Consider the following 24,559-nt stretch of genomic DNA (forward strand, 5'->3'; position numbering starts at 1 on the left):
TGCACACGGGCACCGCAACCCGACCACCACGTCCTCGTAGGACGCTCAGGAACCTGACCTGCGTCTGAGCGCCCTAGCAGGAACACCACGGTCGGTTTCGCGCGCTCCCGCGCGTCCTGGCGGGCACTCACGTCCGCCGCGACGGCTCGTCGGCCGCGACCCCCAGGACGGAAGCGTCGAGTGCCACAAAGTCCGCCTCCTGGGTCGCAGCCCACGACCCGAGGATGGCCAGCGCATCGGCCGTCGGCGAGCCCACGGGCGCGGTGTACACGTTGAGCGTGAGGCCGGGCGAGCTGGCCAGCGGAAGCGACTCGTAGGTGAGGTCCAGGTCCCCCGCCACGGGGTGGTGCAGGCGCTTGAGGCCACTGCGATGCAGGGTGACGTCGCGCGAGGCCCAGTGGCGACGGAACTCCTCCGACCGGGTCGACAGCTCGCCCACGAGCGTCACCAGGCGCTTGTCGTGCGGATGACGGCCCGCCTCCATCTGGAGCATCGCGACACCGTCGTGAGCCACCTGGTCATAGTCACGCCAGAACTGCCGCGCGGCCGGATCAAGGAACGTGAACTTGGTGGTGTTGACCGGCCGCTCGACGGAGCCGTCGAACACGGGTGAGTACAGGGCCCTGCCCAGCAGGTTCGCGGCGACGATGTCGTGGCGACCGTTGCGCACCCACGCGGGGATACCAGGCATGCCGTCGAGGATGGTGCGCACCGACCATGGCACGGACACCTGTGTGCGCGGGGCCGATGCGCGGGCCGGCCCCGCTGCCCGGGCGAGGTCGAATAGGTGCTCTCGCTCCGCATCGTCCATCCGCAGTGCGCTGGCGAGCGCATCGAGCACGGAGTCGGAGGCGCCGGCCAAGTTGCCCCGCTCCAGTCGCACGTAATAGTCGACCGAGACGCCCGCGAGCATTGCCACCTCCTCGCGGCGCAGGCCCTTGACCCGCCGTCGCTCGCCACCGTATGCGGGCAGGCCCGCCTCCTCGGGGCTCACGCGGGCGCGGCGGCTCGCCAGAAAGGCCTTGACCTCATCGGCGTTGCGAGGGCTCATTGCTCCACCGTAGGCCCTGCGGGGTACTCATCCGCAGTGAGCAGGTCACCCCATTCGGACTCGGGAACGTCGGCGTCCGGTCCCGGGCTCTCCCACAGCGCGAGGTGGCACATGAACTGGTCAGCGGCGGCGCCGTGCCAGTGCCACTCGCCCGCCGGCGTGTACACAGTGTCGCCGGGCCGCAACGTGACAACCTCCTCGCCGCGCGACTGGACATAGCCCAGCCCTTCGGTGACGTGCAGGGTCTGGCCGACGGCATGGCGGTGCCACGCAGTGTGCGCGCCCGGGGTGAAGCGCACGAGGTTGAGCCGGGTGCGCGAAGGCTCCTCGCCCGTGTAATAGGCGTTGAAGTACACGTCGCCGGTGAACCACTCGGCTGGTCCCTTGACGGTGGGACCCTGGGGCTGCTTCTGGCTACTCATGACTACTCCTTCTCGGCGGACTCGATGCCCACCATCTTCATGGCGTCTGCGGCGTAGCGGTCTCCCGCGACACCAACGGTGTCGATCAGTGCGGTCAGCTCGGCGATGTCGTCGGCGCTCAGCGCCACCTGCGTGGCGGCAGCGTTTTCGTCAACGCGCTCGCGTCTGCGCGTGCCGGGGATCGGCACGATGAACGACTCGCGGGCCAGGAGCCACGCGAGCGCCACCTGGCCGGGCGTTGCGTCGTGGCTGGCCGCGAGCGCTGTGACGCGCTCGACCAGCCGATAGTTGGCCTCGATGCCGTCCTGGCTAAAACGAGGCGTGCTCGCCCGGTACTCTCCCTCGCCAAACTGGTGTCCCGGCTTGATGGCGCCGGTGAGGAACCCCTTGCCCAGAGGGCTGAAGGCCACCAGGCCGATGCCCAGTTCGCGCAGTGCGGGCAGGATGTCCTGCTCGGGGTCGCGCGTCCACAACGAGTATTCGTTCTGCACGGCGGTCACCGGGGTGGTCGCGTGAGCCCGACGCAAGGTTCGAACGCCGGGTTCGGAGAGCCCAAAGTGCCGGGCCTTGCCCTCGGCGATGAGGTCTCCCACGGTGCCGGCGACGTCCTCGATGGGCACGTCGGGGTCCACGCGGTGCTGGTAGAGCAGGTCAATGGTGTCCACCTTGAGCCTGCGCAGCGAGCCCTCCACCGCAGCGCGGATCGTGCTCGGGCGCGAGTCAACTCCCTTGGACTCACCCGTCACCAGGTCAAAGCCAAACTTGGTCGCGACAACGACCTGGTCTCGTACGGGCGCAATCGCGTCACCGACGAGTTCCTCATTGTCGAACGGCCCGTAGACCTCGGCCGTGTCGATGAAGGTGACGCCAGCGTCGATGGCGTGACGGATCACACCCACCATGTCGTCGCGGTCGCCGGGGTTGGGTCCAAAGCTCTGGGACATGCCCATCGCGCCAAACCCAATGGCCGAGACCTGCAGACCCTGGCCCAGTGTTCTGGTGTGCATCGCTACTCCTTGTGGTGAGAGGGGTTCAGGCGGAGACCTTGGTGGGCCTTGACGCGCCGCGCCGCGGTCGCCTCTCGGCGAGCGCATGGCGGCGGCGCCTTACAGACTGGGGTCGATCATGACCTTGAGGGCTTCACGGGCATCCATGGCCTGGTAGCCCTCGGGAATGGCATCAAAGCCGACCGTGCGGTCAAAGACCTTCCCGGGGTTGATCTCGCCGGTGAGGACGTCTTGAATGGCGTCCTCCAGGTAGGCGCGGACGGGTGCCGGACCGCCCGCGAGACGGGCGTTCTTGCCAAAGAGCGAGCCGAAGCCCACGGGGGCAAGCTCGTACTGGGGCACTCCGACTCGGGAGATCACGCCGCCCGGCCGCACGACTCCGTAGGACTGCTCGTAGGCGGGCATGTGGCCCACGGCCTCGAGCACGGCGTGCGAACCGAGTCCACCGGTGAGCTCGAGCACCTTCGCCACGCCCTCCTCGCCGCGTTCGGCGACCACGTGGGTCGCGCCGAACTCACGGCCAAGGTCGGTGCGGGCCTGGTGGCGGCCCATGAGGATGATCTGCTCCGCGCCCATGCGCTTGGCCGCGAGAACCGCACCCAGCCCCACTGCGCCGTCGCCCACGACGGTGACGGACTGGCCGGGGGCCACCTGCGCCATGAAGGCGGCGTGGTAGCCGGTGAGGTACACGTCGGACAAGGTCAACAGTGAGGCGAGCAGGGACTCGTCGGCGGTGTCGGGGTTGACGCCGGGGACCTTGACGGCGGTGCCGTCGGCCTGCGGAATGCGCGCGAGTTCGGCCTGGAGTCCGGCGGTGCTGGGACCAAAGAAACCGCCATGCGGGCAGGCGGTGTGGAACCCGTCGCGGCAGATCTCACACGTGTTGTCGGAGTAGGCAAACGGGACGATGACGAAGTCGCCGGGCTTCAACGTCCGCACCGCGTCGCCTACCTGCTCGATGACGCCGATGAGTTCGTGGCCCATCGCGTTGCCGCGCTCGCTCGCGTCCATCGAGTGGTACGGGTGCAGGTCGGAGCCGCAAATGCACGAGCGGGTGATCCGCACGATCGCATCGGTGGGCTGCTGGAGTGTCGGATCGGCAACAGTTTCGACGCGGACATCGCCGGCGGCGTACATCAGGGTGGCCTTCATGGGGCTGCTCCTTGCAGTGGGGGTACCTCTCAAGAATGCCCACCTGCGCGGCCTCGCGGGAGTTCCGGCCAAACCAGGTACTGCCAGTACCTGGGTAGGGCCCGTGCGCCGCGGCCCCCTCCGCGGACCTGAGCGCCTCGCAGGATGCGCGCAACCCGCGGAAAGCGACCACCACGTCCTTGCAGGGCGCTCAGAAACCGCACGTGAATCTGAGCGCCCCAGCAGGACACCATGGTCGGTTTCGCGCGGTCCCGTGTCTCCTGGAAGGCACTCACGTCCGCCGAACTTGCCTCGTGATTTACATCGTTGTAGAGTCCGATCCGAGTTCACCGGCGCACACACGGTCGCTCGCCTCTGTCCAACGATGAACAGGAGTACACGTGACACCCCCATCCCTCCACCGACGGCGGCTGGGAGCCGTCACTGCGGCGACCACCGCATCGGCCCTAGCCCTGGGCGTGGGCTTCGCGAGCGTCGGCGTGGCCGACGCCGCCCCCTCCTTCACGGACGTCACCGTCCACGATCCCTCAGTCGTGACCTCCGGTGATGACATCTGGGTCTTCGGATCTCATGGCGCGTCGGCGCACACCACCGACCTCATGAACTGGACTCAGCACACCGTTGACCTGAGCCAGAACAGCGACAACGCGCTGTTCGAGGACATCTACACCGAGCTCGCGGAAACGTTCGAGTGGGCCCAAACCGACACCCTGTGGGCGAGCGACGTCATCGAGCTCGCCAACGGCACCTTCGTCATGTACTACAACGCCTGCAAGGGAGACTCGCCGCGGTCCGCGCTGGGGATTGCCACCTCGGACTCGGTCGACGGGCCGTATGAGAACCAGGGAATCCTGCTCAAGTCCGGCATGTGGGATGAAGAGTCGGAGAACGAAGGCGAGATCTACGACGCGCTGATCCACCCCAACGCCGTCGACCCCGACGCCTTCTTTGACGCCGACGGCAACCTGTGGATGGTCTACGGCTCCTACTCTGGCGGCATCTTCATCCTCGAGATGGATGAAGCCACCGGCCTGCCGCTGCCCGACCAGGGCTACGGCACCCACCTGCTGGGCGGCAACCACTCCCGCATCGAGGCGCCGTCGATCCGCTACGACGAGACCACCGGCTACTACTACATGTTCGTCTCGTACGGCGGCCTCGACGCCGTGGGCGGCTACGAGGTGCGCGTCTCCCGCTCCACCACCCCCGACGGCCCGTACCTCGACGCCGAGGGCACCGACATGTCCACGATCATGGCGAACCCGGCGCTGCCCCTGTTCGATGACGCGACCATCGCGCCGTCGGGCGTGCAGTTGCTCGACGGCCACCTGTGGGAGCGCGAACTGGGCGATCCGGGTGAGGGCGTGGGCATCGGCTACGTCTCCCCCGGCCACAACACCTGGTACGACGACCCGGAGACCGGCGAGTCCTTCCTCATCTTCCACTCGCGTTTTCCCAGCACGGGTGAGATGCACGAGGTCCGCGTCCAGCAGATGTACATGAACGCCGACGGCTGGCCCGTCCTGGCACCGTTCCGCTACGCGGGCGAGTCCGCCGCGCCCGTCAGCGCCGGCGACATCGCCGGGGCCTGGCAGGTCATCGTCACGGACAAGGACATCGACGCCGACGCCGCGACCCCCGTGGACGTCACGTTGACGGCCGATGGACAGGTCACCGGCGCGCTGACCGGCACCTGGTCGCTCGCCGACGGCCGGGACGTCACCCTGTCCACCCAGGCAGGCACGTTCACCGGACTTGCCGTTCCTGCGTGGGATGAGGACCGCCAGCAGTTCGAGACCACCCTCACGGCCGTGTCCGGGCAGGGCATCTCTCTGTGGGCGCGTCCCGCCGTGTCCCTGTCCGGAGCCGATGCGGTGGCCGCCGTGGTCGCCGACCTCGACCTGGGCGACACCACGGCAGTGGTGGCGAACCTGACTCTGCCGACTAGCGGCACGGGCGGCACCACGATCGAGTGGACGTCGTCGGACCCGTCGCACGTGGCGACGGACGGCAAGGTGACCCGCCCGGGTGCGGGTGAAGCCGACGCGCCCGTGGTGCTCACTGCGACCATCAGCAACGGCGCCGCGCAGACGATTGTCACGTTCGATGTGAACGTTAAGGCGCGGCCCGAAGCCAAGGCGGTCGGCATCTGGTCGTTCGAGGACACCCTCGCTGACAACGCGGGCGCACTCGCCATGCCCACGGTGACAGGAGTGACACTCGGGGCACCGGGAGCACCGGATTCGGTCAGCTATGTCGAGGACGGAGTGGTCGGTTCCGCGCTCCACCTCGACGGCACCCGCGGCGTACTGCTGCCCTCGGGAGTGCTCCAGGGCGACACCTACAGCCTGTCACTGTGGCTTCGCCCCGACGTTTTCACCGACCACACTCCCGCCCTGTTCGCGGCGAGCTCCGACACGTCGTGGCTGTCCGTCGTTCCGAAGGGCTGGAACGGTCAGTTGCTGCTGTGGTCCAACAACAACGGCGCTTGGTACGACGGTGTCACGAACTACACGACGCCCCTCGGCGAGTGGACTCACGTCGCGCTGTCAGTCGACAACGGCACTGCGACGCTCTACGTCAACGGCGAGAACGTGGGAGCCCGCACCGACATCAACAACGTGCTCACGAGCCCCACGGCGACGTTCGCACTCGGTGTGAACTTCTGGGACAAGGCCTACCAGGGCGACATCGACGAGCTCGGCATGTGGACCTCGGCGCTTTCGCCCGAGCAGGTCGCCGCGCTCGCTGACCCCACCGCGGTCGAACCCACCCCGACCCCGGAGCCGACGCCGGACCCGGAGCCGACGCCGGACCCGGAGCCCACGCCGGACCCGGAGCCGACGGTGGAGCCGGAGCCGACGGAAGACCCGACTCCCGAGCCGAGCGCGGAACCGTCCGAGGTGTCCATCGAGGTGGGCGCGACGTCGGTCAAGCCCGGCGACACGCTCGCGGTCTCCGTCTCCGGGCTCACGACCAACGCGATCGAGATCGGCATCGCGTCGACCTACCAGGTGCTCGCCCGTCCAGCAGTCGTCGACGGATCCGCGCAGGCGACCGTCACGATTCCGGCCGATCTCGCCCCGGGCACGCACCACATCCAGGTGCGCAACGCCGACTCGGAGATCCTCGCGCAAGCGGCGATCACCGTGACGGCGTTGGACTCGGCGGTGGACGGTGACGACACGGCAGGCGGAGACGCTGACGACGAGTTGGCGACCACGGGGCCCCAGGTGTTTGGCCTCGCACTCGCCGCCGCTGCCCTCTTCGCCTTCGGCCTCGCCTTGGCGGCAGTCCGACGCTCTCGCGTGTAGCAACACCAGCAGGTCGCTGCGGCCCCGGGGGGCCTACTCCTCTGGGGCCGCGGGCGACTGCGCCGGGGCTGGACGCGCCTCGTGTGCGGCGCGTACGAGAGCCGCCACCGCATCGGCACTCATGCCCAGCGAGTGCGAGCGAGCGGCGAGTGCCTGCATGCCTACTCGCCGCTTGGTCCCCGCTGCCCTGCTGAATCTCGCCACTGCCAAAGGCGACTTCGCGGACGTGAGCGCCTCGCAGGATGCGCGCAGCCTGCGAAAACCGGCCACCACGTCCTCGTAGGACGCTCAGAAACCACCCGCGAATCTGAGCGCCCCAGCAGGACACCCTGGTCGGTTTCGCACGCTCCCGCGCATCCTGGCAGGCACTCACGCCCGCCGGGGGACCTACTCCGCTGGTGCCGTAGGCGACTGAGCCTCGGCTGGACGCGCCTCGTGGGCGGCGCGTACGAGGGCCGCCACCGCATCGGCGCTAATGCCCAGCGAGTGCGCGCGAGCGGCGAGGGCCTGCGCATCGGCCGTCAGTTCCACCAGCGCGGAGGCGTGCGAGGAGATCACGGCGCCGCGACCGCGGCGCATCTCCACGAGCCCCTCGTCACGAAGCACCTGGTAGGCCTTCAGGACCGTGTGAAGGTTGACGTCGAGGGACTGCGCGACGTCGCGCGCCGCGGGAAGTCGGTCCCCCGCCGCGAGCGTGCCGTCTGCCGCCTGAGCACGGACCGCCGCGGCAATCTGGTCGTACAGCGGCGCCGACGAACTCGGATCAATCCTGAGTAGCACGCTGACCCCCTGCGACGGCGGCGAGCAGCGCGGCCCCGGTGGACGCGTCGTCGACCGTGACCACGAATTTGCGCCCGGAGGCGCGCGTAATCTCTATCGCCTCGCCGTCACGCAGCACCACCGCCGTCGCGCGTGGAACCAAGCGCACGCCGTAGCCGCCAAACTGGCCAAGCCCGTCGGCCTCGATCACCCTGACGCTGGCGATGTCCTCGGCAGGCACGCGCAGGCGCGCGATCCCTACGCGCGAGCTGACGGTGAGGCCCGTGGCGTCCGCACGCACCACGAACGAGCCCAAGGCCACCAGCAACAGACCAATCAAGGCGGCTACACCAGCAAGAATCCACGCGATCGCAGGCTCCGACAGCACAGCGACCACCACAGCACCGAGCGCGAGCGTCAGCGTGGACGCCGCCAGCATGGTGCGCGGCCAGCCCTCCAAGGTGGCCGTCCTGGCCCACATGGCGCGCTCACCGTCGTGGAGGTCGAGCGCCTCGCTGGCGGCGGGCTCCGCCATGGTGGGCACCTTGGGCTGCACCAGCCAGGCCACGAAGCCGACCAGGAGGCCTGCGCCGAGCGCGGCGTAGATCCACGGGTCAAGGTCGGCTGCGTCCGCGGCATCCTCGAGCCCGCGCTGCATGAGGAGTGATCCCGTCAGCAAGGTGCCCAGAAACACCGACAGGCCTGCGGCGGTCCCGATCAGGAGCGCGGGCGTCGAGCCTCCCCGACCTCGCCGGACGGTGCGCAGTGCGGCGCCCCCCAGCACCATCGATATCAGGCCCGTCGTCAGGGCGGTCATCACGGGGACCAGCAACGCGGGCGAGAATCCGTCAGGCCCGTGTGGGCCCCAGTGGGTCGCCACAGTGTCGGGTAGGTCTCCGAGGATGGCCAGCTGGACCGCCAGCGCGGTCGCGGTGGCGATCGCGGGCACCCAGAGTCCCGCGACCGATGCGCGGCGGATGGCGGTGGAATTGTCGAGCATGGTGGACCCCTCGAAAGTTGTTATAGATACACTATAACAACCATGGCGGCGTGAAGGAAGTGCTCGCGCATCAATCCGCGAACGGCACTCCCCTGCGCTCGCACTCCTCCGCGAGGATCCGGATCGCGCGCGGACCGACGCCGTGCAGCGCGAGCAGCCGCGCCTTGCCGAGCGCCGCGACATCCTCGAGCGTGTCGACGCCCAGGACCAGCAGGGCACTGTTCGCGGGTCTTCCTATGGGCGGAAGGTCGCCGATCTGGGCCGGCGTGTCTCGGGTGCTCACGCGTTCCACGCTAGCGCGGACCCCCGGCCCCCTGCCCCCCCCTGCCCCAGCGGACCTCAGTGCCTCGCAGGATGCACGCGACCACTGAAAACCGACCACCACGTCCTTGCAGGGCGCCAAGAATCCTGGCGTGCATCTGAGCGCCGCAGCAGGACACCATGGTCGGTTTCACGCCCTCACGCGCACCCTGGAAGGCAATCGCGTCCGCGCGGAGACGAGATCGGCAATGCGCCCGGAAAGGCGAAAAGCCGCCCCGAAGGGCGGCTCTTCTACGATGCTGTCTCAACACATCGTGGAGCTGAGGGGACTCGAACCCCTGACCCCCTGCATGCCATGCAGGTGCGCTACCAGCTGCGCCACAGCCCCAAGATCTTGCGATCCGGTGCCCCGAAGAGCGAGTGACAGCATAGCCCAGTTTTTCGCAGAGGTGTTAATCCGCCCCCAGCCCGAACGCCTCGACATGCCACGCGCCCGATTCGGCCAGGCGCAGCTCGTGCCATCCGGCGTGCGGGAGCGACCCGAAGGTCTTTGCGAGCGGATCGAGGCCCAGCAGGTCGAGCACCCCCAGGCTGATCGCGCTGCCATGGCTCACCGCGACCGTCACACCTTCCGCAGCCCCGTGGCGCCGCAACGCCGCCCCGACACGCGCCGACACCTCTGCCGACATCCCCCACCCGGGAATGTCAGGGTCGAGCCCCTCCGTGCGGCGCGCAAACTCCTCTGGCCAGCGCGCTTGCACGTCGGCCCACGTCAGGCCCTCCCACACGCCGTAAGGCCGTTGGGTGAGCGCTGGCTCGACCATGACATCGGCGCCGATGTGCGCGGCAAGTTCGTCGGCCGTGTCCAGCGCCCGTGCCAGCGGCGACGAGACGATCGTGAGGTCACGACCGTGCCGCCTCACGATCGCGTGCGCCGCGCGCACGGCCTGCTCGCGGCCCCCACTCCCGAGAGGCACATCGAGGGAGCCCTGGAGCCTGCCGTCCGCGTTGTAGTCAGTGTGGGCGTGACGCCACAGGACAAGCGTCATGCGGCGGCCCTCATGGTCTGAGGATTCACGTTGTGGCGTTCGAGCGTCCAGTCGCCTCGCGCGCGCCGCGCGAGCCGCGACCACGCGGCGTTGCCCAGGTTGGCCAGCGTGCGGTGCTGGAGCGACAGCCCGAGCAGTCCCTGCATCCCTACCCGCGAGGAGCTGCCGTGAGAAACCACGATGAGCGGGCCTTCGACGCGGTCGGCCCAGTCCTCGATGGCACCGACCATGCGGGCACGCACGCTGTCGTGGTGCTCGAATCCCTCGACGTCAGGGTTGCCTCCTGCGCGCCAGAGACGCACCTCGTCTGGCCAGCCGGCGAGGCGAGCCTCGGGGGTAATCCCCTCCCACTCGCCGTACGAGCGTTCGCGCAGACGATCGTCTTCGAGCGCGTCGACCCCCAACTCGGTGGCGATGGCCTGGGCGGTGTGCAGTGCCCGCGACAGCGGCGAGGCCACGACAGTCGCACCCGGACCCACGATGCGCCCGAACACCGCCGCTGTCGCAACCGCCTGCGCATGACCGAGCGCCGTCAGCGGCACCTCGGACGACCCCTGCAACAGCCCCGTGACGTTCCATGCAGTCTGACCGTGACGGACCACGTAGACGCGCATGGAGGACCTCCTAGTCGAGGGTGACGACGGGACAATCCTTCCACAGGCGCTCGAGCTCGTAGTAGGCCCGATCCTCCTGGTGCATCACGTGCACAATCACGTCGTTGAAGTCGAGCAACGCCCAGCGCCCTTCGCGCACGCCCTCGCGACGCAACGCCTTCGCACCCTGCTCATGCAGTGCTTCCTCGACCGCCTCGGCGATCGCGACAACCTGGCGTTCGTTGCTGCCTGACAGCACCAAGAACACGTCGGCCAGCGGCATGCGGGAACTCACGTCGAGCGCCACAGGCTCGGTGGCCTTCTTGTCGTCAGCAGCGCGGGCTGCCAGCCGCGTCAACTCAATTGCTCGTGTACTCGCGCTCATCAACCCTGCCAAACGTTGTAGACCACCACGCCAATGAGGAACGCGACAGCACCAAGAACCATGACGTGAACCCAGCGGAAGTGACGGCCTGCGCCGTCCTCCTCCAACTGCGGCTTCTCGCGCGGCGGCACCTCGATCTGGCCCGTGGGGACAGGCTCGACGTGCAGGGGCGAGAAGGTCTGCCGGCTCAGCGAACTGAGATCCGGGTGAGTGATGTCCTGCACCGCGGCGACCTCGGGCAGCTCGCGCGCCTCGTGATCGACCTGGTTCAGGGGAAGCGCGCTCCAGTCTGTGCCAGCGTCAGCGGTGGCCGTGGCACCGGCGACGGCGTCCACGGCAGGCTCCGACTCGGCGTGGATCATCTCGGGCTCCGCAATGGCGGTGCCCAGGATCGCGGCAAAGGACGGCTGGGAAGTGGTGGCGGCGGCCCGCTCGCGGAAGTCCGCGGCGTCAAGCTGAATGGGCCCAGTGAAGGCCTGCGGCTCGCTCGCCTGGCCGTGGCCCTCGTCCTGCGCGGCTTCGTCAACGATGCCGGGGACCGATGCGGGGCTCGGGCTCTCGCTCGGCACGGACGGCGCGCGCCACTGGTCCGTGTTCCAGGCCGATGCGCGTTCCACCGAGGGGACAGACTCGGGTTCCTGGAAAGAGGGCACCGAAGCTGCGCTGTGGGTCCACAGCGGCGCGGACTCGTCGGAAGCGACGGACGCGTCCTGAGCGGAAGCGTCGCCAGGCTCAGGGGCGTCACCGCTGTCGGCGGGGGCGAGTTCGACGGTCGGCTCATCGTCCTGCACCTGCAGACGGCCAGCGGCATCGATGCCCGCCACGGCCTCTTGGCTCAGGCGGCGAATTTCGTCAATGCCGTCGTCGTTGCTCGGCGCGGCCTCAGCGGCTTCTTGCTCGCTCTGGCTCTCCATGAGCCTGCGCTGCAGAGAGCCGGGCGGGAACAGCGCCGCGAACATCTCAGGCGACATGCCCGGCGGCATGCCAAGAGGAGCAGCCGCAGGCGCCGCGGCTGCGGCCGCTTCTGCCTCCGGGTCGACGTCATCGACCTGGTCGTTGTCGACCGCAACCTCGGGCTCGGGCGCAACCTCGGCCTCGGGCGCAACCTCGGCCTCGGGCGCGGGCTCAGGCTCAGGCTCAGCGACGACGACGGCCTCGTCGTCCTGCTGCGCAGTCGGTTCCTCCGCCACGGGGGTCTCGCCGGTCGCGCTGGGGCTTTCACGCGGCTCGAAGGCCACGGGCTGCCAGCCTTCCGCCGACGCCCATGGGGACACCGTTTCCGGTGCGGACTCGGGCTCCGGTGCGGCCTCGGGCGCAACATGGGCCGCGACCTCGGGCTCAACCTCGGGTGCCTCCTCTGGCCCCGCGACAGGTTCCACGTCGGCGGCCAGCTCGACCTCACCGTGCTCATCGTCGCCACCGTGCAGGTCCTCGGACGTGTCGTCCTCGACAACGGACTGGGCGGCGGCGGCCATGAGGGACGGCCGCTCGGGAGCCTCGGCTTGCTCGACCTCACGCGCCTGCTGCTCCATGAGCGTGAGCAGTTGCTCGCTCTCGGTGCGGGCCTCACGCTGCGCCTGCTCGGCCTTGTCTCGCGCAATCCGCTCCTGCTCGGCGATCCGCTCGGGCGTCATGGCGGGGATCTGTCCGGTGGCGAGAAGCTCTTCCTCAGCCGTCCACGTCTCCATGGGGCGATCAGCACGCTCGAGGCGGCGACGCTCGCGGCGGCTCAGCGCACGACCTTCGGGGGTGTGCGTGGGGATCGACTCGGAGATGGGCCCCAGGTCGAGCGACGCCGTGTCCTCATTCAGGCGGGCGGCCTCGCGCTGAGCTTGTGCGCGGCGCTCTCGGCGCGAGAGCTGATGGCTCTCGTCAGTCATCCCATCCTCCGGCATACAGATCGTGTTGCGCGATGTACTCGGCCACGGCGCGCGGAACCAGATAACGCACGGGCGCACCTGATCTCACCCGTCGGCGAACATCGGTTGAGGATACCGCCATGGCCGGAACTTCGACCAATGCGTGTGGGGTATCCAACTGAGACAACGAATGACCCGGCCTGGTCACTCCCACAAAACGTGCCAATTCCGGCAGACGCTCCGCGTCCTTCCACTCGGACAGCCGAGCCAGCGCATCGGCCCCCGTGATGAAGTACAGTTCCGCGCCGGGAAGTTGCTCCCTGAGATCAGTCAACGTGTCGACGGTGTACGTAATGCCGCCACGCTCCACGTCGACAGGCGTCACGGCGAGCCTGTCGTCACCGTCGACGGCAAGGCGGCACATCTCGAGGCGGTGCTCCGCTGGCGCCGAGTCGAATCCGTCCTTGAAGGGCTGGCGATACGTAGGTGCCAGGAGCACCTGATCCAAACCGAGCGCCGCGCAGACCTCCGAGGCCGCCGCGAGGTGGCCATGGTGGATCGGGTCGAACGTGCCCCCCAGCACGCCTACCCTGCTCAGCGTCGCGCTCACGTCAGTGGCGGCTACCGACGCTCCGGAAGGCGTAGGTGACGAACAGCAGCCCCATCAGCGCAGTGAAGGCCAGCACGCCGAATGCCTCGGCGGGAATGGGGAGCTCATTGACGACGTGGTGCGTCGCCTCAGCGGCTTCGGTAATCACTCGGGGTCCTCTCCTCAGGAAGTGCTGGTCGATTATTCCATGTGGCGCGCAGGCTTAGTCGCGTACATGCCCGTCGCCGTAGACAATCCACTTGGTGGTGGTCAGTTCCGCGAGCCCCATGGGCCCGCGAGCGTGCAACTTCTGCGTGGAGATGCCGATCTCCGCGCCGAGCCCAAACTGCGCGCCGTCGGTGAACCGCGTCGACGCGTTGACGAGCACGGCCGCGGTGTCGATCCGGCTCACAAACTCCTCTGCCGCCGCGAGCGACTCGGTGACGATCGCCTCGGTGTGGCCGGTGCTGTAGCGCTGGATGTGGGCGATCGCCTCGTCAAGCGAGTCGACAACCTTGACCGCAAGATCAAGGCTCAGGTACTCCGTCGCCCAGTCCTCGTCGGTGGCACTCACCACACGGTCGTGCTCGCCCGCGAGGGCCGATGCGCTGGCATCGGCATGGAGGGTCACTCCAGCGCCGCTCAACGCGGCAAGAACGGCGGGCAGCACTCGCTCGGCCGCCTCACGGTGCACGAGCAAGGTCTCGACTGCGTTGCACACGCCCACGCGCTGGGTCTTGGAGTTCATGACGATCTCGACGGAGCGCTCCACTGGCGCGGAGGCGTCGAGGAAGACGTGGCAGTTACCTTCACCGGTTTCGATGGCAGGCACCGTCGAGTCGCGCACCACGGCCTGAATCAGGTCGCGTCCTCCGCGGGGCACCAAGACGTCGACCAGGCCGCGCGCGTTCATGAGCACGCGGGCACCCTCACGCCCGTAGGCGTCGATGGACTGCACGGCATCACGAGGAAGGCCGGCCTGTTCGAGTGCCTCTTGCAGGACGGCCACGATGACCTCGTTCGAGGATGCCGCAGCCGAGCCACCGCGCAGCACCGCGGCGTTGCCCGACTTCAGGGCGAGCCCGGCTGCGTCGACCGTCACGTTGGGGCGCGCCTCGTAGATCATGCCGACAACGCCCATGGGGGTGGCTTTCTGCACGAGCCGCAGACCGTTGGGCAGCGTCGATCCCCTGCGCACCTCGCCCACTGGGTCGGGAAGCGTGGCAAGGAACCTCAGCGCTTCGGCGATGTCGGCGACCCGCTGCTCGGTGAGTTCCAGGCGGTCCAACAGCCCCGGCGACATATCAGCGGCACGACCGCGCTCAAGGTCGACCGCATTGGCGGCCACGATGCGTGGCGCCTGCGCGACCAGCGCATCGGCCATCACCAGCAACGCGGCGTCCTTGGCGGAGCGAGTGGCGGTCGCGAGGGCTCGCGAGGCGAGCTTGGCGCGTCGGCAGGCCTCCAGGACCGCGGACTCGACGTCGGTGGGGATGGCGGTGTCGGTCATGACCATCAAGTCTAGGCCGAGCACTGACATAAGCCCAGAGCGCCAGCGCGGGCGAGGCGGCCCCTACCGGGCGCGGGAGGGTGCGACGGCCTGCCCCACCGTCGGGATAGTGGGGGCGGGCCGCGGCTTGCCGCGACGGCGCCACCACTTGTCCGCCTCGATGATGCCCATCAGCGCGGCGGTAAGACCCACGCATGCGAGCCATTCGGGACCGGTCAGGCTCGTCGTGTCCAGCCACTCCTGAAGGAATCCCAGCTCGGTCGTCAGCACAATCAGGGCCACCGATCCCAGGCACAACCACAACGCGCTCCCCCACGGCGCCGTCAGCCCCGTCTCGGGGTCGCGCCGCAGTTGCAGTCCCGTCACCAGCGTGCCGAACGCCACGACGACGTACGCCATGGTCATTGGTGACGACGCCTGGTCGGGAGACAGCGAAGATGACCCGACGATGAGTGGCACCAAGGCCGCGACACACAGTGCTCCCCCGTACAACAACCAGCGGCCCACGTTTGACGGCGAAGCAATGCCCTGAGAGGGATCACGGGGCGGCTTGGACATGAGCCCACTCGGTGCTGGCTCAAGCACGATCACGAACACCGCGAACATCGCGACCGTGAAGTTGAGCATGAGCACCATCAGCGGGGTGAGCGCCACGCCTTGATTGAGATTGATCACGCTCGTGACCAGGAACAGCAGCATGAGGCCAATGAGCTGCGACATCTGGAAGGTGAGGTAGTTGGTGATCTTGCCGTAGACGACACGGCCAAGCTTGACCGCGCGCACGAGCGTCGCGAAGTTGTCGTCGGTCAGCACCAATTTGGCCGCCTGCTTGGTGACCTCGGAGCCCGTGCCCATGGCCACGCCGATGTCCGCCTGCTTGATTGCGGCCGCGTCGTTGACAGCGTCTCCGGTCATCGCCACCACGTCACCGCGCAACTGCAGTCGCTGGACTAAGCGGAGCTTGTCCTGCGGCGTCACCCTGCCAAACACCGACAGGTCGTCAAGCTTCACGTCGAGCTCGGGGTCACTCAGCGCGGCGAGCTCAGAGCCCGACATCCCGAGCCCGGGCAGGTCAAGCTCGCGCCCGATGGCGCTGGCCGTCACCACGTGGTCCCCGGTGATCATGCGCACCTGGATGCCCGCCGCCTGGGCCTCCTCGACGGCGACCTTGGCCTCGGGCCTCAGCGGGTCGATGATGCCCACGACCGCGACAAATGACAGCCCTTGCACGGCCGCCATCGGGTCGGCCAGCGCGGCGTCCTCGGCGCTGGAGTCGATCACCCTGACAGCGAGCGCAAGGGTGCGCAGGCCTTGCGACGAGCGGTACTCGATCTCCTCCGTCACCTGATCGCGGTACTGCTCGACCTCCGCCGCTGTCCCCCCGGGGAGCAGTACCGAGGCCGACCGGGCGAGCAGCACATCGGGCGCTCCCTTGACCACCACAATGAGTCTGCGCTGACCGCGCCATTGGACGCGATGGAAGGTCGCCATGAACTTGTAGTCCGAGTCGAACGGCACCTCGGCCTCGCGCGGGAACCGCCGCCGCGTCTCGTCGGCGTCCACCCCGAGCTTCTCAGCGAGCACCACGAAGGCCGCCTCGGTAGGGTCGCCGACCACGACCCCGTCGGCGCTCACGGTGGCGTCGTTGGGAAGCGCGAGCCCGTACGCGAGGGCCGGCCCCACCTCGACATGGTCTCCTTGGGAGCGCAGCACACGGCCCTCGAAGGAGTACCCCGAGCCCTCAACGGTGAAGTTCTCCCCTCCCAGCCAGATGGTGCGCGCCATCATCTGGTTCATGGTCAGGGTCCCCGTCTTGTCCGAGCAGATGGCGCTCGTCGCACCCAAGGTCTCGACGTCGTTGAGAGAGGCCACCACTGCCTTTTCCGCAGCAAGTTTGGACGCACCCCACGCGAGCAGCTGCTGGACAAACGTCGGCATGCCGGTGGGGATCGCGGAGATCGCCACGGCCGTACCAAGGAACATCAGCTCAGCGAACGACTGACCGCGGATCACCCCGAGCCCGACGATGATCACCACGGCGCCCCAGGCCAGGGCGCCAATCACCCGTGTCAAGGCGCCCAGTTCCTTCTGCAGGGGCGAGGGCGTGCGCTCCACGGAGGTGAGCATCGAGGCGATCGCACCCATTTGCGTGCGCATACCGGTCGCGACCACGAGCGCCGTGGCCGTGCCGCGCGTCACGGAGGTGTTCTGGAACAGCATCGAGCGCCGGTCTCCCAAGACGGTGCCGCTGTCCCCATAGGGTGCGGCCGATTTCTCGACGGGGGTGCTCTCCCCTGTCAGCGCCGCCTCTTGGGTCTCGAGCGTGGTCGCCCGGACGATGCGCGCATCGGCTGGCACGATATCGCCCGCCTCCAGCTCGACCAGGTCGCCTGGGACGAGCGCCGGGGCGGGCAACAACACTGTGGCTCCGTCGCGCTGCACCCTCACTTGCGGCACTTGCATGGTGGCGAGCGCGTCGACGCTGGCCTGTGCCTTGAGTTCCTGGCGCGCGCCCGACAACACGTTGTAGACCACGAGCACGGCCACGAGCACGGCCGTCGACACCTGCCCAATGGCTGCCGAGATGACGGTGACCGCCACCAGCATGAGGTTCATGGGATCCACCAGCTGCGCGAGCGCGAGTTGTCCGAACGAGGCGGACGGGGCTGCGGTGAGCTCGTTGGGACCCACCTTCGCGAGACGTTCCCTGGCCTGATCTGATGACAGACCCTCAAGAGTCGCTCCGACGGCGTCGGCGGCCTCTTGCGCGCTCAGCGCCCACCATGGGCGCACGTCATCGGTGCTGGTGTCGGTTGGCTCTGCCGTCATCGCGCGCCCCTTCGGCCTCGGTTTCCCTCAGCATAGGGAGCCCGGCCTGCGAGCGCTCAGCCAGCGTCTCGACGTGCTCGCAGGGCTCTACATCACCACGAGCGCGTCGATGTGGATGAGTTCCCGGGCATAGCCGTCCCCCAGGCGCTCACCCAACTCGTCGGTGCTGAGGCCCTTCATCTGCTCGGTTTCCTCAGCGGAGAAGCCCGCGAAGCCCCTCGCCACCACGGCACCGTCGGGGTCGACCAGGTCGACCGGCTCCCCTGCCTCAAACGAGCCGTGCACGGCGGTCACGCCAGCGGCCAGCAGTGACGCGCGACGGCCGCGCAGTGCTCGGGCAGCACCCGCATCGACGTGAATGGAGCCGCGGGTCCTCGCCGCATGGGCGAGCCACTGAAGGCGGTTGGTGTCGCGCTTGCCGGTGGCGTGGAACAGGGTGCCCACGGTATCGCCCGCGACGGCCTGCGCGGCGTCGGCACTCGACGCGAGCACCACCGCAATGCCCGAGGTGGTCGCGATCGATGCGGCCTCAAGTTTGGTGATCATGCCGCCCGTGCCGAGCGCACTGCCACGGCGCGAGACGTCGACGCCGGAGACCTCGTCGAGGCCGTGGACCTCGTCGATGCGCTCCGCACCAGGGGTGCCCGGCGCGGCCGTGTACAGGCCGTCCACGTCCGTCAGCAGCACCAGGGCATCGGCGTGCGCAACCGTCGCCACGAGCGCGGCCAGCCGGTCGTTGTCGCCAAAGCGAATCTCGTCGGTGGCCACCGCATCGTTCTCGTTGACGATGGGAAGCACGCCCAGGTCGAGCAGCCGGTTGAAGGCCCGCAGTGCGTTGCCGTAGTGGGCGCGCCGCATCATGTCGTCCGCGGTCAGCAACACCTGGCCCACCGTGATCTCGTGCTGCGCGAAGGCCGCCGAGTACGCCGCGATCAGCGCGCCCTGCCCCACCGATGCGGTGGCCTGGGCGGTCGCGAGGTCCTTGGGCCGGGCAGGCAAACCCATCGGCGCCAGCCCTGCGGCGATCGCGCCCGAGGTGACCAAAATCACCTGGCGACCGCTCGCACGGACCCCTGCCAGCACATCGGCCAGGCGCTGAACCACCGCGAGGTCCAGCCGGCCGTCCTGGCCCGTCAACGACGAGGAACCGACCTTGACCACCACGCGCCGCGCGGACGCGACCACCTCACGGGTGCCGTTCACTCGCCCTCCATCTCAGTGATGCGCGACCGCCGGCGGTGTGCCGGACGCGCGTGCCTGTCAGTCGTCCTCGGTGGGATCCGTCCAGTGCCCCGCCTTGCGCTCGGTCCACAACTCTTCGCGAGCGGCGGCCTTGCCGTCCATACGCTCCTTGTGATCGGCGCGCTTTTGCGCACGCGTGGCACGGTGCGAGCGCTCGTGCTCCTCGATGCGCAGGTCGGAGCCACGCGAGCCGAGCAGTTCCGCACCAGCAGCCATGGTGGGCTCCCAGTCGAACACCACACCACCCTCGCGGGGACCGATCACGACCTCGGAGCCAGGGACGGCGCCGGCGCGGAAGAGCTGATCCTCGACGCCAGCACGCGCGAGCCGGTCCGCGAGGTAACCCACGGCCTCGTCATTGGCGAAGTTGGTCTGGCGCACCCACCGCTCAACCTTTTTGCCACGCACCTGGTAGTAGTCCTCGGCACCGTCGCGCACGTGGGTCACGGTGAAGCCGGACTCGTCAACGGCCTTGGGCCTGATGACGATGGGTGCCTGGTCGAGTTCGGGTGCCGCCGCACGGTGCTCCGTGATCATCGCGGCAAGCGCGAAGCCCAGTTCGCGCAGGCCCTCGTGGCTCACGGCGCTGACCTCGAAGATCGGCATGCCGGTCTGGGCGAGGTCTTCACGCACCATGGCAGCAAGCTCTCGCCCGTCGGGCACATCCACCTTGTTGAGGATGATGATTTGGGGGCGCTCGGCCAGCGGGACGCCGCTGATGGCCTCGTCGCCCGTGTAGGCGCGCAGCTCACCGGCGATCACCTCGAGGTCGCGTACGGGGTCGCGGTCCGTCTCGAGCGTCGCGGTGTCGAGCACGTGCGCAATCACCGAGCAGCGCTCGATGTGGCGCAGGAAGTCATGACCAAGGCCCTTGCCCTCCGAGGCCCCGGCGATGAGCCCGGGCACGTCTGCCATGGTGAAGCGAGTCCCGCCGGCCTCGACCACGCCCAGGTTGGGCACGAGAGTGGTGAACGGGTAGTCGGCGATCTTGGGGCGGACCTTGCTCATGGCGGCGATCAGCGAGGACTTCCCTGCGCTCGGGTAGCCCACGAGCGCGACGTCCGCGATCGACTTGAGTTCGAGGACCACGGTGGCCTCTTCGCCGGGCTCACCCAGCAGAGCGAAGCCGGGCGCCTTGCGCTTGGTAGTCGCGAGGGCGGCATTGCCCAGTCCACCGCGCCCGCCTGCGGCGATCACGCACTCGGCGCCGTCACCCACGAGGTCGGCGAGCACCTCACCATCGTGGTCCTTGACGATCGTGCCGTTGGGCACGCCCAGGCGTAGGTCCGATGCGTTGGCTCCGTCGCGGTGGTCACCGGCACCTTGCGCGCCATTGGCAGCACGTCGGTGAGGGCTGTGGTGGTAGTCCAGGAGCGTCGTGACCTGCGGGTCAACGACGAGCACCACGGAACCGCCGCGGCCGCCGTTGCCACCGTCGGGGCCGCCGAGCGGCTTGAACTTCTCGCGGTGAACGGACGCCACGCCGTGGCCCCCGTTGCCGCCCGTCACATGCAACGTGACGCGGTCGACGAACGTGGCCATGGTGCCTTCCTTTCAGACGTACCCAAGATAGACGTCAGGGGCGCCGCCGTATTGGCGACGCCCCTGACGAGAAAGATGAATGGTGTGGCGTTAGCCAGCAGCCACCACGTCGACGACGTTGCGGCCACGACGGCGACCGAACTGCACGGTGCCAGCCTCGAGGGCGAACAGGGTGTCGTCCTTGCCGCGGCCCACGTTCTGGCCGGGGTGGTGGTGGGTGCCACGCTGGCGCAGGATGATCTCACCTGCGTTAACGACCTGACCACCGAAACGCTTCACGCCCAGGTACTGGGGGTTCGAATCGCGACCGTTGCGCGAGGAGCTCGCGCCCTTCTTATGTGCCATGAGTGTCTCCTCGCTTACTTAATGCCGGTGACCTTGAGGCGCGTCAGGTCCTGGCGGTGGCCGATGCGCTTGCGGTATCCGGTCTTGTTCTTGTACTTCAGGATGTCGATCTTGGGGCCGCGCTCGTCACGAATGACCTCGGCGGTCACCTTGACCTTGGCCAGCGCCTTGGCGTCGGACGTGATCTTCTCACCGTCGACGAGCAGCACCGGGGTGAGCTCAACCGAGTCACCGGCCGAAGCCTTGAGTCGGTCGACGACGATGACATCGCCCTCGGAGACCTTCTCCTGGCGGCCACCGGCCTTCACAATCGCGTACACCATGAATCTGAATCCTCTACGTCTGGATGGTTGTCTGCCGCTGCCAATCTGGGCGCAGGCTGACCCGTGACGCTTGCGCGCCGACGTACAAATGTACCCGCTTGAGCGGCCCCCGGTCAAACCGAGTCGGCGGCGTTTTGCGAGGCAAGAACGGATCGCGCCTCAATCGCCGCGACCCACGCGGTCATGGTCCGATCGAGGTGCTTCTGAAGATCGGTCGTCAGACGGTTCGTTGACCTCGCCAGCATCGCTCTGGCCCAAGAGTTCCGGGCCGTTATCTGTGCGTCCACCGCCCATACGACGCCGATGCGCCCGTCGGCTCCCGGCTCCGCGTCAACCTTGGTGGTGCTGGTCTGCACCATGCGCTCGCCGTGCACAGAACTGATCACCACGGGGTCACTTGCGAGCAACGCACAATGGAACTGCTGCCTCAGCAGCCCCGCGCGGGCCACCGCGGTCCACGTCACCGGCAGGCCGCGATCGTCGATCACGAGGTCGCTGAGCCCCTGGTTCACCACCGAGCAATTCCACTCGATGTCGAGCTCCGCCGCGAGGACCTCCTCGCGAGTGGCACGCACGCGCGCCCGATGGGTCGCCTCGACAGCCGTCCAGCCGATCCCTTCGGACATCGCTTAAGCCCTTTCCTCGCCGTCAGTGGGCTCGCCCTCGGTGGGCTCGGCCTGAGCGGGAGCGGCCTCGGAGGCACTGTCCTCAGCCTTGTCCTGCTCGCCAGACTCCACCGGCTCGGAGGCTCGCGAGCGGTCAGGAAGCTCGATCACGACCTCGGGAGCCACCGCATCGGGCCGCTCCTCGTCGTCGTGGTGGTGGGCCTTCTCCGCCGCCGCGGCGATGGAGGCCAGCGTGGCCTTGACTGCCGCGCGTGCCTCCTCGCGGTCGTCGAGGGCGTGAGTCTCTGACTTGGCCTGGCCTGCGGCCGGGTCCTCGCTGGTCTTGGGGGCGCTGGCGTTGCTGGGGGCGGCCTGCTGGCCACCCTGCGCACCGCCGCCACTGCGGCCGCTACGGCCGCTGCGACGACGCTCGGGCTGCTTCTCGCTGGCCTCAGCCACGGGCTCGCCGTGGACCAAGAAGCCGCGGCCCTTGCAGTGCTCGCAGGTCTCGGAGAACGCCTCGACCAGACCCTGGCCCACGCGCTTGCGCGTCATCTGCACCAGGCCAAGCGAGGTGACCTCGGCCACCTGGTGCTTGGTGCGGTCGCGACCCAGGCATTCGATGAGGCGGCGCAACACGCGGTCGCGGTTGGCCTCGAGCAGCATGTCGACAAAGTCGATGACGATGATGCCGCCGATGTCGCGCAGGCGCAGTTGGCGCACGATCTCTTCGGCCGCCTCAAGGTTGTTGAGGGTCATGGTCTCTTCGAGCGTGCCGCCCTTGCCCACGAACTTGCCCGTGTTCACGTCGATGACCGTCATCGCCTCGGTGCGGTCGATCACGAGCGAGCCACCCGAGGGCAGCCACACCTTGCGGTCCATGCCCTTGGCGAGCATCTCGTCCACGCGGTGAGTGGCGAACACGTCGCCGTCGCCCACGAACTTGTGCAGGCGGGGCATCAGGTCAGGGGCGACCTGACCCACGTAGGCGCTGAGCGAGTTCCACGTGTCCTCGCCCTGAATGGTGAGCGACTCGAAGTCCTCGTTGAAGATGTCGCGCACCACGCGGATGGCCATGTCGGGCTCGCCGCGCAGCAGCTTGGGGGCCTTGCCGTTCTTGGCCTCGGCCTCGATGTTCTCCCACTGGCGCTTGAGGCGCTCGACATCGGCGCGAAGCTCGTCTTCCGATGCGCCCTCGGCTGCCGTACGAACGATGACACCCGCATCGGCCGGAATGACCTCGCGCAGCAGCTTCTTGAGACGGTTGCGCTCGGTGTCGGGCAGCTTGCGGCTGATGCCGGTGACGCCGCCGCCAGGCACGTAGACCAGGAACCGACCCGCGAGCGAAATCTGCGACGTGACGCGAGCACCCTTGTGGCCGATGGGGTCCTTGGTGACCTGCACCATCACCGTGTCGCCAGGCTTGAGCGCGAGCTCGATGCGGCGCGGCTTGCCCTCGAGACCAGCCGCGTCCCAGTTGACCTCGCCGGCGTACAACACGGCGTTGCGGCCACGGCCCACGTCCACAAACGCGGCTTCCATACCCGGCAACACGTTCTGCACGCGACCCAGGTAGACGTTGCCCGCCATGGACTGCTGGGCCTGGTGGCTCACGTAGTGCTCGACGAGGACGTCGTCCTCGAGCACCGCGATCTGGACACGGTGATCCCTCTCGCGCACGACCATGTCGCGCTTGACGGCTTCGCGGCGGGCCAGGAACTCGGCCTCGGAGATCACGGGGCGACGACGCTGGCCGTCACGGGTCTCACGGCGACGCTGGCGCTTGGCCTGCAACCGCGTCGAGCCCTGAAGCTGGTCCTCGGACGACGACGACGATCCGCTCGAGCCGGAGCCCGACCGCGATCCCCTGCTGCGACGACGCCGACGGCGCGAGCCGCCCTCGCCGTCGGAATCCTGGGAGTCATCGCCGTTACCGTCGGAGTCCTGGGAGTCGCCTGCGTCGCTGGCGTCCTCAGCCTCGCCGGATTCGGTGTCCTCGCCCGACTCGTCGCCCTCAGCGCTGCCCTCGGTGCGCTTCTTGCCACGACCGCGGCCGCCACGGCGGCGACGACGCTTGGGGCCGTCACCATCGCCCGAGTCGCCAGCACCGTTGTCGCCGTCACCAGAAGGTGCCGTGTCAGCGTCGCCAGCAGGCGCATCGGCCGGCTTGTCGGTCTTGTCGCTGTCGGCGGGCGCGGCAGCAGGCTTCTTGCGACTGCGCTTGGGCTTGTCGGAGGCGGGCTTGTCGCCCTTGTCGGCCGATGCGCGGGCACCCTCGTCGCTCGACGTTTCCTTGGGGGCCTCAGGCTTGGTGTCCGCCTTAGCGGGCGGGCCGGCGGGCGCCGACGCGCGCCGCGAGCGCACGGGGGCGGGTTCGGGCGCCTGGAAGATGAGCGCAGTGCTGGGTGCGTCCGGTGTGGTCTTTTCCTCGCTCAATGCGGGTACCTCAGATCAATAGCGGCCCACACGCCGTATTGATGCTCTCTCGTCGGTCGTGGCTCGCAGTTCGAACGGCCACGGAAGTCTTCAGGTCGCGGCTGACAGCTGCGTTTGCTCTTGAGCGCCTATCCCCGATGTCGCCGCCGTCAGGCTTGTAGCCCGGCGGGACCGAGACGGGACTGGCTGCTACGCAAGCGCTGCGTCTGTCGCGCGGTTGGCACCCGGTGTGGCTGGGTGCGGACCTGTCCACCATTGTGACACACCCCTTGCCGCTCGCGGGGAG

The 24,559-nt window shown here is 68.5% G+C and carries 22 protein-coding genes, 1 tRNA gene and 1 pseudogene; 1 reads left to right on the top strand and 23 read right to left on the bottom strand.

Annotated features, from left to right (window positions below):
• Window positions 1-127 precede the first annotated feature (127 nt).
• From ACK5NO_RS13145 to ACK5NO_RS13160, 4 genes are all read right to left on the bottom strand, one after another.
• A complete protein-coding gene (locus ACK5NO_RS13145; RefSeq protein ID WP_416813132.1) occupies window positions 128-1,051 on the bottom strand; it encodes a helix-turn-helix transcriptional regulator in 924 nt (307 codons plus the stop codon).
• A complete protein-coding gene (locus ACK5NO_RS13150; RefSeq protein WP_416813133.1) occupies window positions 1,048-1,473 on the bottom strand; it encodes a cupin domain-containing protein in 426 nt (141 codons plus the stop codon). The genes ACK5NO_RS13145 and ACK5NO_RS13150 overlap by 4 nt, the downstream gene beginning before the upstream one ends.
• A gap of 2 nt (window positions 1,474-1,475) precedes the next feature.
• Entirely contained in the window at window positions 1,476-2,480 is a 1,005-nt protein-coding gene (locus tag ACK5NO_RS13155) for an aldo/keto reductase (RefSeq protein WP_416813134.1), read from the bottom strand.
• 99 nt (window positions 2,481-2,579) lie between these two features.
• The gene (locus ACK5NO_RS13160) at window positions 2,580-3,632 is read right to left on the bottom strand and encodes a zinc-binding dehydrogenase (RefSeq protein WP_416813135.1); all 1,053 of its coding nucleotides are present in this window, start codon (window positions 3,630-3,632) and stop codon (window positions 2,580-2,582) included.
• A 380-nt stretch (window positions 3,633-4,012) separates the two neighbouring features.
• Between ACK5NO_RS13160 and ACK5NO_RS13165 the strand changes: the two genes are divergently transcribed.
• Entirely contained in the window at window positions 4,013-6,946 is a 2,934-nt protein-coding gene (locus ACK5NO_RS13165; RefSeq protein ID WP_416813136.1) for a LamG-like jellyroll fold domain-containing protein, read from the top strand.
• A 33-nt stretch (window positions 6,947-6,979) separates the two neighbouring features.
• Here ACK5NO_RS13165 and ACK5NO_RS13170 read toward each other — a convergent pair whose 3' ends face one another.
• The 19 genes and pseudogenes from ACK5NO_RS13170 to ACK5NO_RS13260 all read right to left on the bottom strand — a co-directional run.
• Entirely contained in the window at window positions 6,980-7,105 is a 126-nt protein-coding gene (locus tag ACK5NO_RS13170) for a hypothetical protein (RefSeq protein ID WP_416813137.1), read from the bottom strand.
• A gap of 228 nt (window positions 7,106-7,333) precedes the next feature.
• Window positions 7,334-7,726, bottom strand: coding sequence for a GntR family transcriptional regulator (locus tag ACK5NO_RS13175; RefSeq protein ID WP_416813138.1), 393 nt, complete (start codon window positions 7,724-7,726; stop codon window positions 7,334-7,336).
• Window positions 7,710-8,705, bottom strand: a complete 996-nt coding sequence (locus ACK5NO_RS13180; protein WP_416813139.1) for a DUF1648 domain-containing protein — start codon at window positions 8,703-8,705, stop codon at window positions 7,710-7,712. Before ACK5NO_RS13180 ends, ACK5NO_RS13175 begins: the two co-directional genes overlap by 17 nt.
• A gap of 70 nt (window positions 8,706-8,775) precedes the next feature.
• A complete protein-coding gene (locus tag ACK5NO_RS13185; protein WP_416813140.1) occupies window positions 8,776-8,988 on the bottom strand; it encodes a hypothetical protein in 213 nt (70 codons plus the stop codon).
• Window positions 8,989-9,281: 293 nt separating this feature from the next.
• Window positions 9,282-9,354: transfer RNA gene (locus ACK5NO_RS13190), tRNA-Ala, on the bottom strand.
• Between the two features lie 64 nt (window positions 9,355-9,418).
• Window positions 9,419-10,015: a histidine phosphatase family protein gene (locus ACK5NO_RS13195; RefSeq protein WP_416813141.1), complete on the bottom strand. Its 597-nt coding sequence runs from the start codon at window positions 10,013-10,015 to the stop codon at window positions 9,419-9,421.
• Window positions 10,012-10,629 (bottom strand): histidine phosphatase family protein, encoded by a 618-nt coding sequence (locus ACK5NO_RS13200; RefSeq protein ID WP_416813142.1) that lies wholly within the window; start codon window positions 10,627-10,629, stop codon window positions 10,012-10,014. Before ACK5NO_RS13200 ends, ACK5NO_RS13195 begins: the two co-directional genes overlap by 4 nt.
• Window positions 10,630-10,639: 10 nt before the next feature.
• Entirely contained in the window at window positions 10,640-10,993 is a 354-nt protein-coding gene (gene rsfS / locus ACK5NO_RS13205) for a ribosome silencing factor (RefSeq protein WP_416813143.1), read from the bottom strand.
• The gene (locus ACK5NO_RS13210; RefSeq protein ID WP_416813144.1) at window positions 10,993-12,873 is read right to left on the bottom strand and encodes a hypothetical protein; all 1,881 of its coding nucleotides are present in this window, start codon (window positions 12,871-12,873) and stop codon (window positions 10,993-10,995) included. Before ACK5NO_RS13210 ends, rsfS begins: the two co-directional genes overlap by 1 nt.
• Window positions 12,866-13,462, bottom strand: a complete 597-nt coding sequence (gene nadD, locus ACK5NO_RS13215) for a nicotinate-nucleotide adenylyltransferase (RefSeq protein ID WP_416813145.1) — start codon at window positions 13,460-13,462, stop codon at window positions 12,866-12,868. The genes ACK5NO_RS13210 and nadD overlap by 8 nt, the downstream gene beginning before the upstream one ends.
• 1 nt (window position 13,463) lies before the next feature.
• Window positions 13,464-13,610 carry a hypothetical protein gene (locus ACK5NO_RS13220; protein WP_416813146.1) on the bottom strand — a complete coding sequence of 49 codons (147 nt, stop codon included), beginning with the start codon at window positions 13,608-13,610 and terminating at the stop codon, window positions 13,464-13,466.
• A gap of 54 nt (window positions 13,611-13,664) precedes the next feature.
• Window positions 13,665-14,951, bottom strand: a complete 1,287-nt coding sequence (locus tag ACK5NO_RS13225; protein WP_416813147.1) for a glutamate-5-semialdehyde dehydrogenase — start codon at window positions 14,949-14,951, stop codon at window positions 13,665-13,667.
• 63 nt (window positions 14,952-15,014) lie between these two features.
• Window positions 15,015-17,780, bottom strand: a complete 2,766-nt coding sequence (locus ACK5NO_RS13230) for a cation-translocating P-type ATPase (RefSeq protein WP_416813148.1) — start codon at window positions 17,778-17,780, stop codon at window positions 15,015-15,017.
• An 87-nt stretch (window positions 17,781-17,867) separates the two neighbouring features.
• Window positions 17,868-18,983, bottom strand: coding sequence for a glutamate 5-kinase (proB, locus tag ACK5NO_RS13235; RefSeq protein WP_416813149.1), 1,116 nt, complete (start codon window positions 18,981-18,983; stop codon window positions 17,868-17,870).
• Window positions 18,984-19,040: 57 nt separating this feature from the next.
• Window positions 19,041-20,564 (bottom strand): GTPase ObgE, encoded by a 1,524-nt coding sequence (obgE, locus tag ACK5NO_RS13240; RefSeq protein WP_416813150.1) that lies wholly within the window; start codon window positions 20,562-20,564, stop codon window positions 19,041-19,043.
• A 90-nt stretch (window positions 20,565-20,654) separates the two neighbouring features.
• Window positions 20,655-20,909 carry a 50S ribosomal protein L27 gene (gene rpmA / locus ACK5NO_RS13245; RefSeq protein ID WP_416813151.1) on the bottom strand — a complete coding sequence of 85 codons (255 nt, stop codon included), beginning with the start codon at window positions 20,907-20,909 and terminating at the stop codon, window positions 20,655-20,657.
• Window positions 20,910-20,923: 14 nt separating this feature from the next.
• The gene (rplU, locus tag ACK5NO_RS13250; RefSeq protein WP_416813152.1) at window positions 20,924-21,232 is read right to left on the bottom strand and encodes a 50S ribosomal protein L21; all 309 of its coding nucleotides are present in this window, start codon (window positions 21,230-21,232) and stop codon (window positions 20,924-20,926) included.
• Window positions 21,233-21,345: 113 nt separating this feature from the next.
• Entirely contained in the window at window positions 21,346-21,858 is a 513-nt protein-coding gene (locus tag ACK5NO_RS13255) for a hypothetical protein (protein ID WP_416813153.1), read from the bottom strand.
• 3 nt (window positions 21,859-21,861) lie between these two features.
• Window positions 21,862-24,273: pseudogene (locus ACK5NO_RS13260) on the bottom strand (Rne/Rng family ribonuclease); the annotation flags it as partial.
• Window positions 24,274-24,559: the final 286 nt, after the last annotated feature.

Origin of the sequence: Demequina sp., from assembly GCF_047975725.1 — a bacterium.
Taxonomy (GTDB): Bacteria; Actinomycetota; Actinomycetes; order Actinomycetales; family Demequinaceae; genus Demequina.

Bases quoted from the DNA above. Each gene is read 5' to 3' on its own strand.
- ACK5NO_RS13145 (WP_416813132.1), bottom strand. From the start codon at position 1,051: ATGAGCCCTCGCAACGCCGATGAGGTCAAGGCCTTTCTGGCGAGCCGC.
- ACK5NO_RS13150 (WP_416813133.1), bottom strand. From the start codon at position 1,473: ATGAGTAGCCAGAAGCAGCCCCAGGGTCCCACCGTCAAGGGACCAGCC.
- ACK5NO_RS13155 (WP_416813134.1), bottom strand. From the start codon at position 2,480: ATGCACACCAGAACACTGGGCCAGGGTCTGCAGGTCTCGGCCATTGGG.
- ACK5NO_RS13160 (WP_416813135.1), bottom strand. From the start codon at position 3,632: ATGAAGGCCACCCTGATGTACGCCGCCGGCGATGTCCGCGTCGAAACT.
- ACK5NO_RS13170 (WP_416813137.1), bottom strand. From the start codon at position 7,105: ATGCAGGCACTCGCCGCTCGCTCGCACTCGCTGGGCATGAGTGCCGAT.
- ACK5NO_RS13180 (WP_416813139.1), bottom strand. From the start codon at position 8,705: ATGCTCGACAATTCCACCGCCATCCGCCGCGCATCGGTCGCGGGACTC.
- ACK5NO_RS13195 (WP_416813141.1), bottom strand. From the start codon at position 10,015: ATGACGCTTGTCCTGTGGCGTCACGCCCACACTGACTACAACGCGGAC.
- ACK5NO_RS13200 (WP_416813142.1), bottom strand. From the start codon at position 10,629: ATGCGCGTCTACGTGGTCCGTCACGGTCAGACTGCATGGAACGTCACG.
- rsfS (WP_416813143.1), bottom strand. From the start codon at position 10,993: ATGAGCGCGAGTACACGAGCAATTGAGTTGACGCGGCTGGCAGCCCGC.
- ACK5NO_RS13210 (WP_416813144.1), bottom strand. From the start codon at position 12,873: ATGACTGACGAGAGCCATCAGCTCTCGCGCCGAGAGCGCCGCGCACAA.
- ACK5NO_RS13225 (WP_416813147.1), bottom strand. From the start codon at position 14,951: ATGACCGACACCGCCATCCCCACCGACGTCGAGTCCGCGGTCCTGGAG.
- ACK5NO_RS13230 (WP_416813148.1), bottom strand. From the start codon at position 17,780: ATGACGGCAGAGCCAACCGACACCAGCACCGATGACGTGCGCCCATGG.
- obgE (WP_416813150.1), bottom strand. From the start codon at position 20,564: ATGGCCACGTTCGTCGACCGCGTCACGTTGCATGTGACGGGCGGCAAC.
- rpmA (WP_416813151.1), bottom strand. From the start codon at position 20,909: ATGGCACATAAGAAGGGCGCGAGCTCCTCGCGCAACGGTCGCGATTCG.
- rplU (WP_416813152.1), bottom strand. From the start codon at position 21,232: ATGGTGTACGCGATTGTGAAGGCCGGTGGCCGCCAGGAGAAGGTCTCC.
- ACK5NO_RS13255 (WP_416813153.1), bottom strand. From the start codon at position 21,858: ATGTCCGAAGGGATCGGCTGGACGGCTGTCGAGGCGACCCATCGGGCG.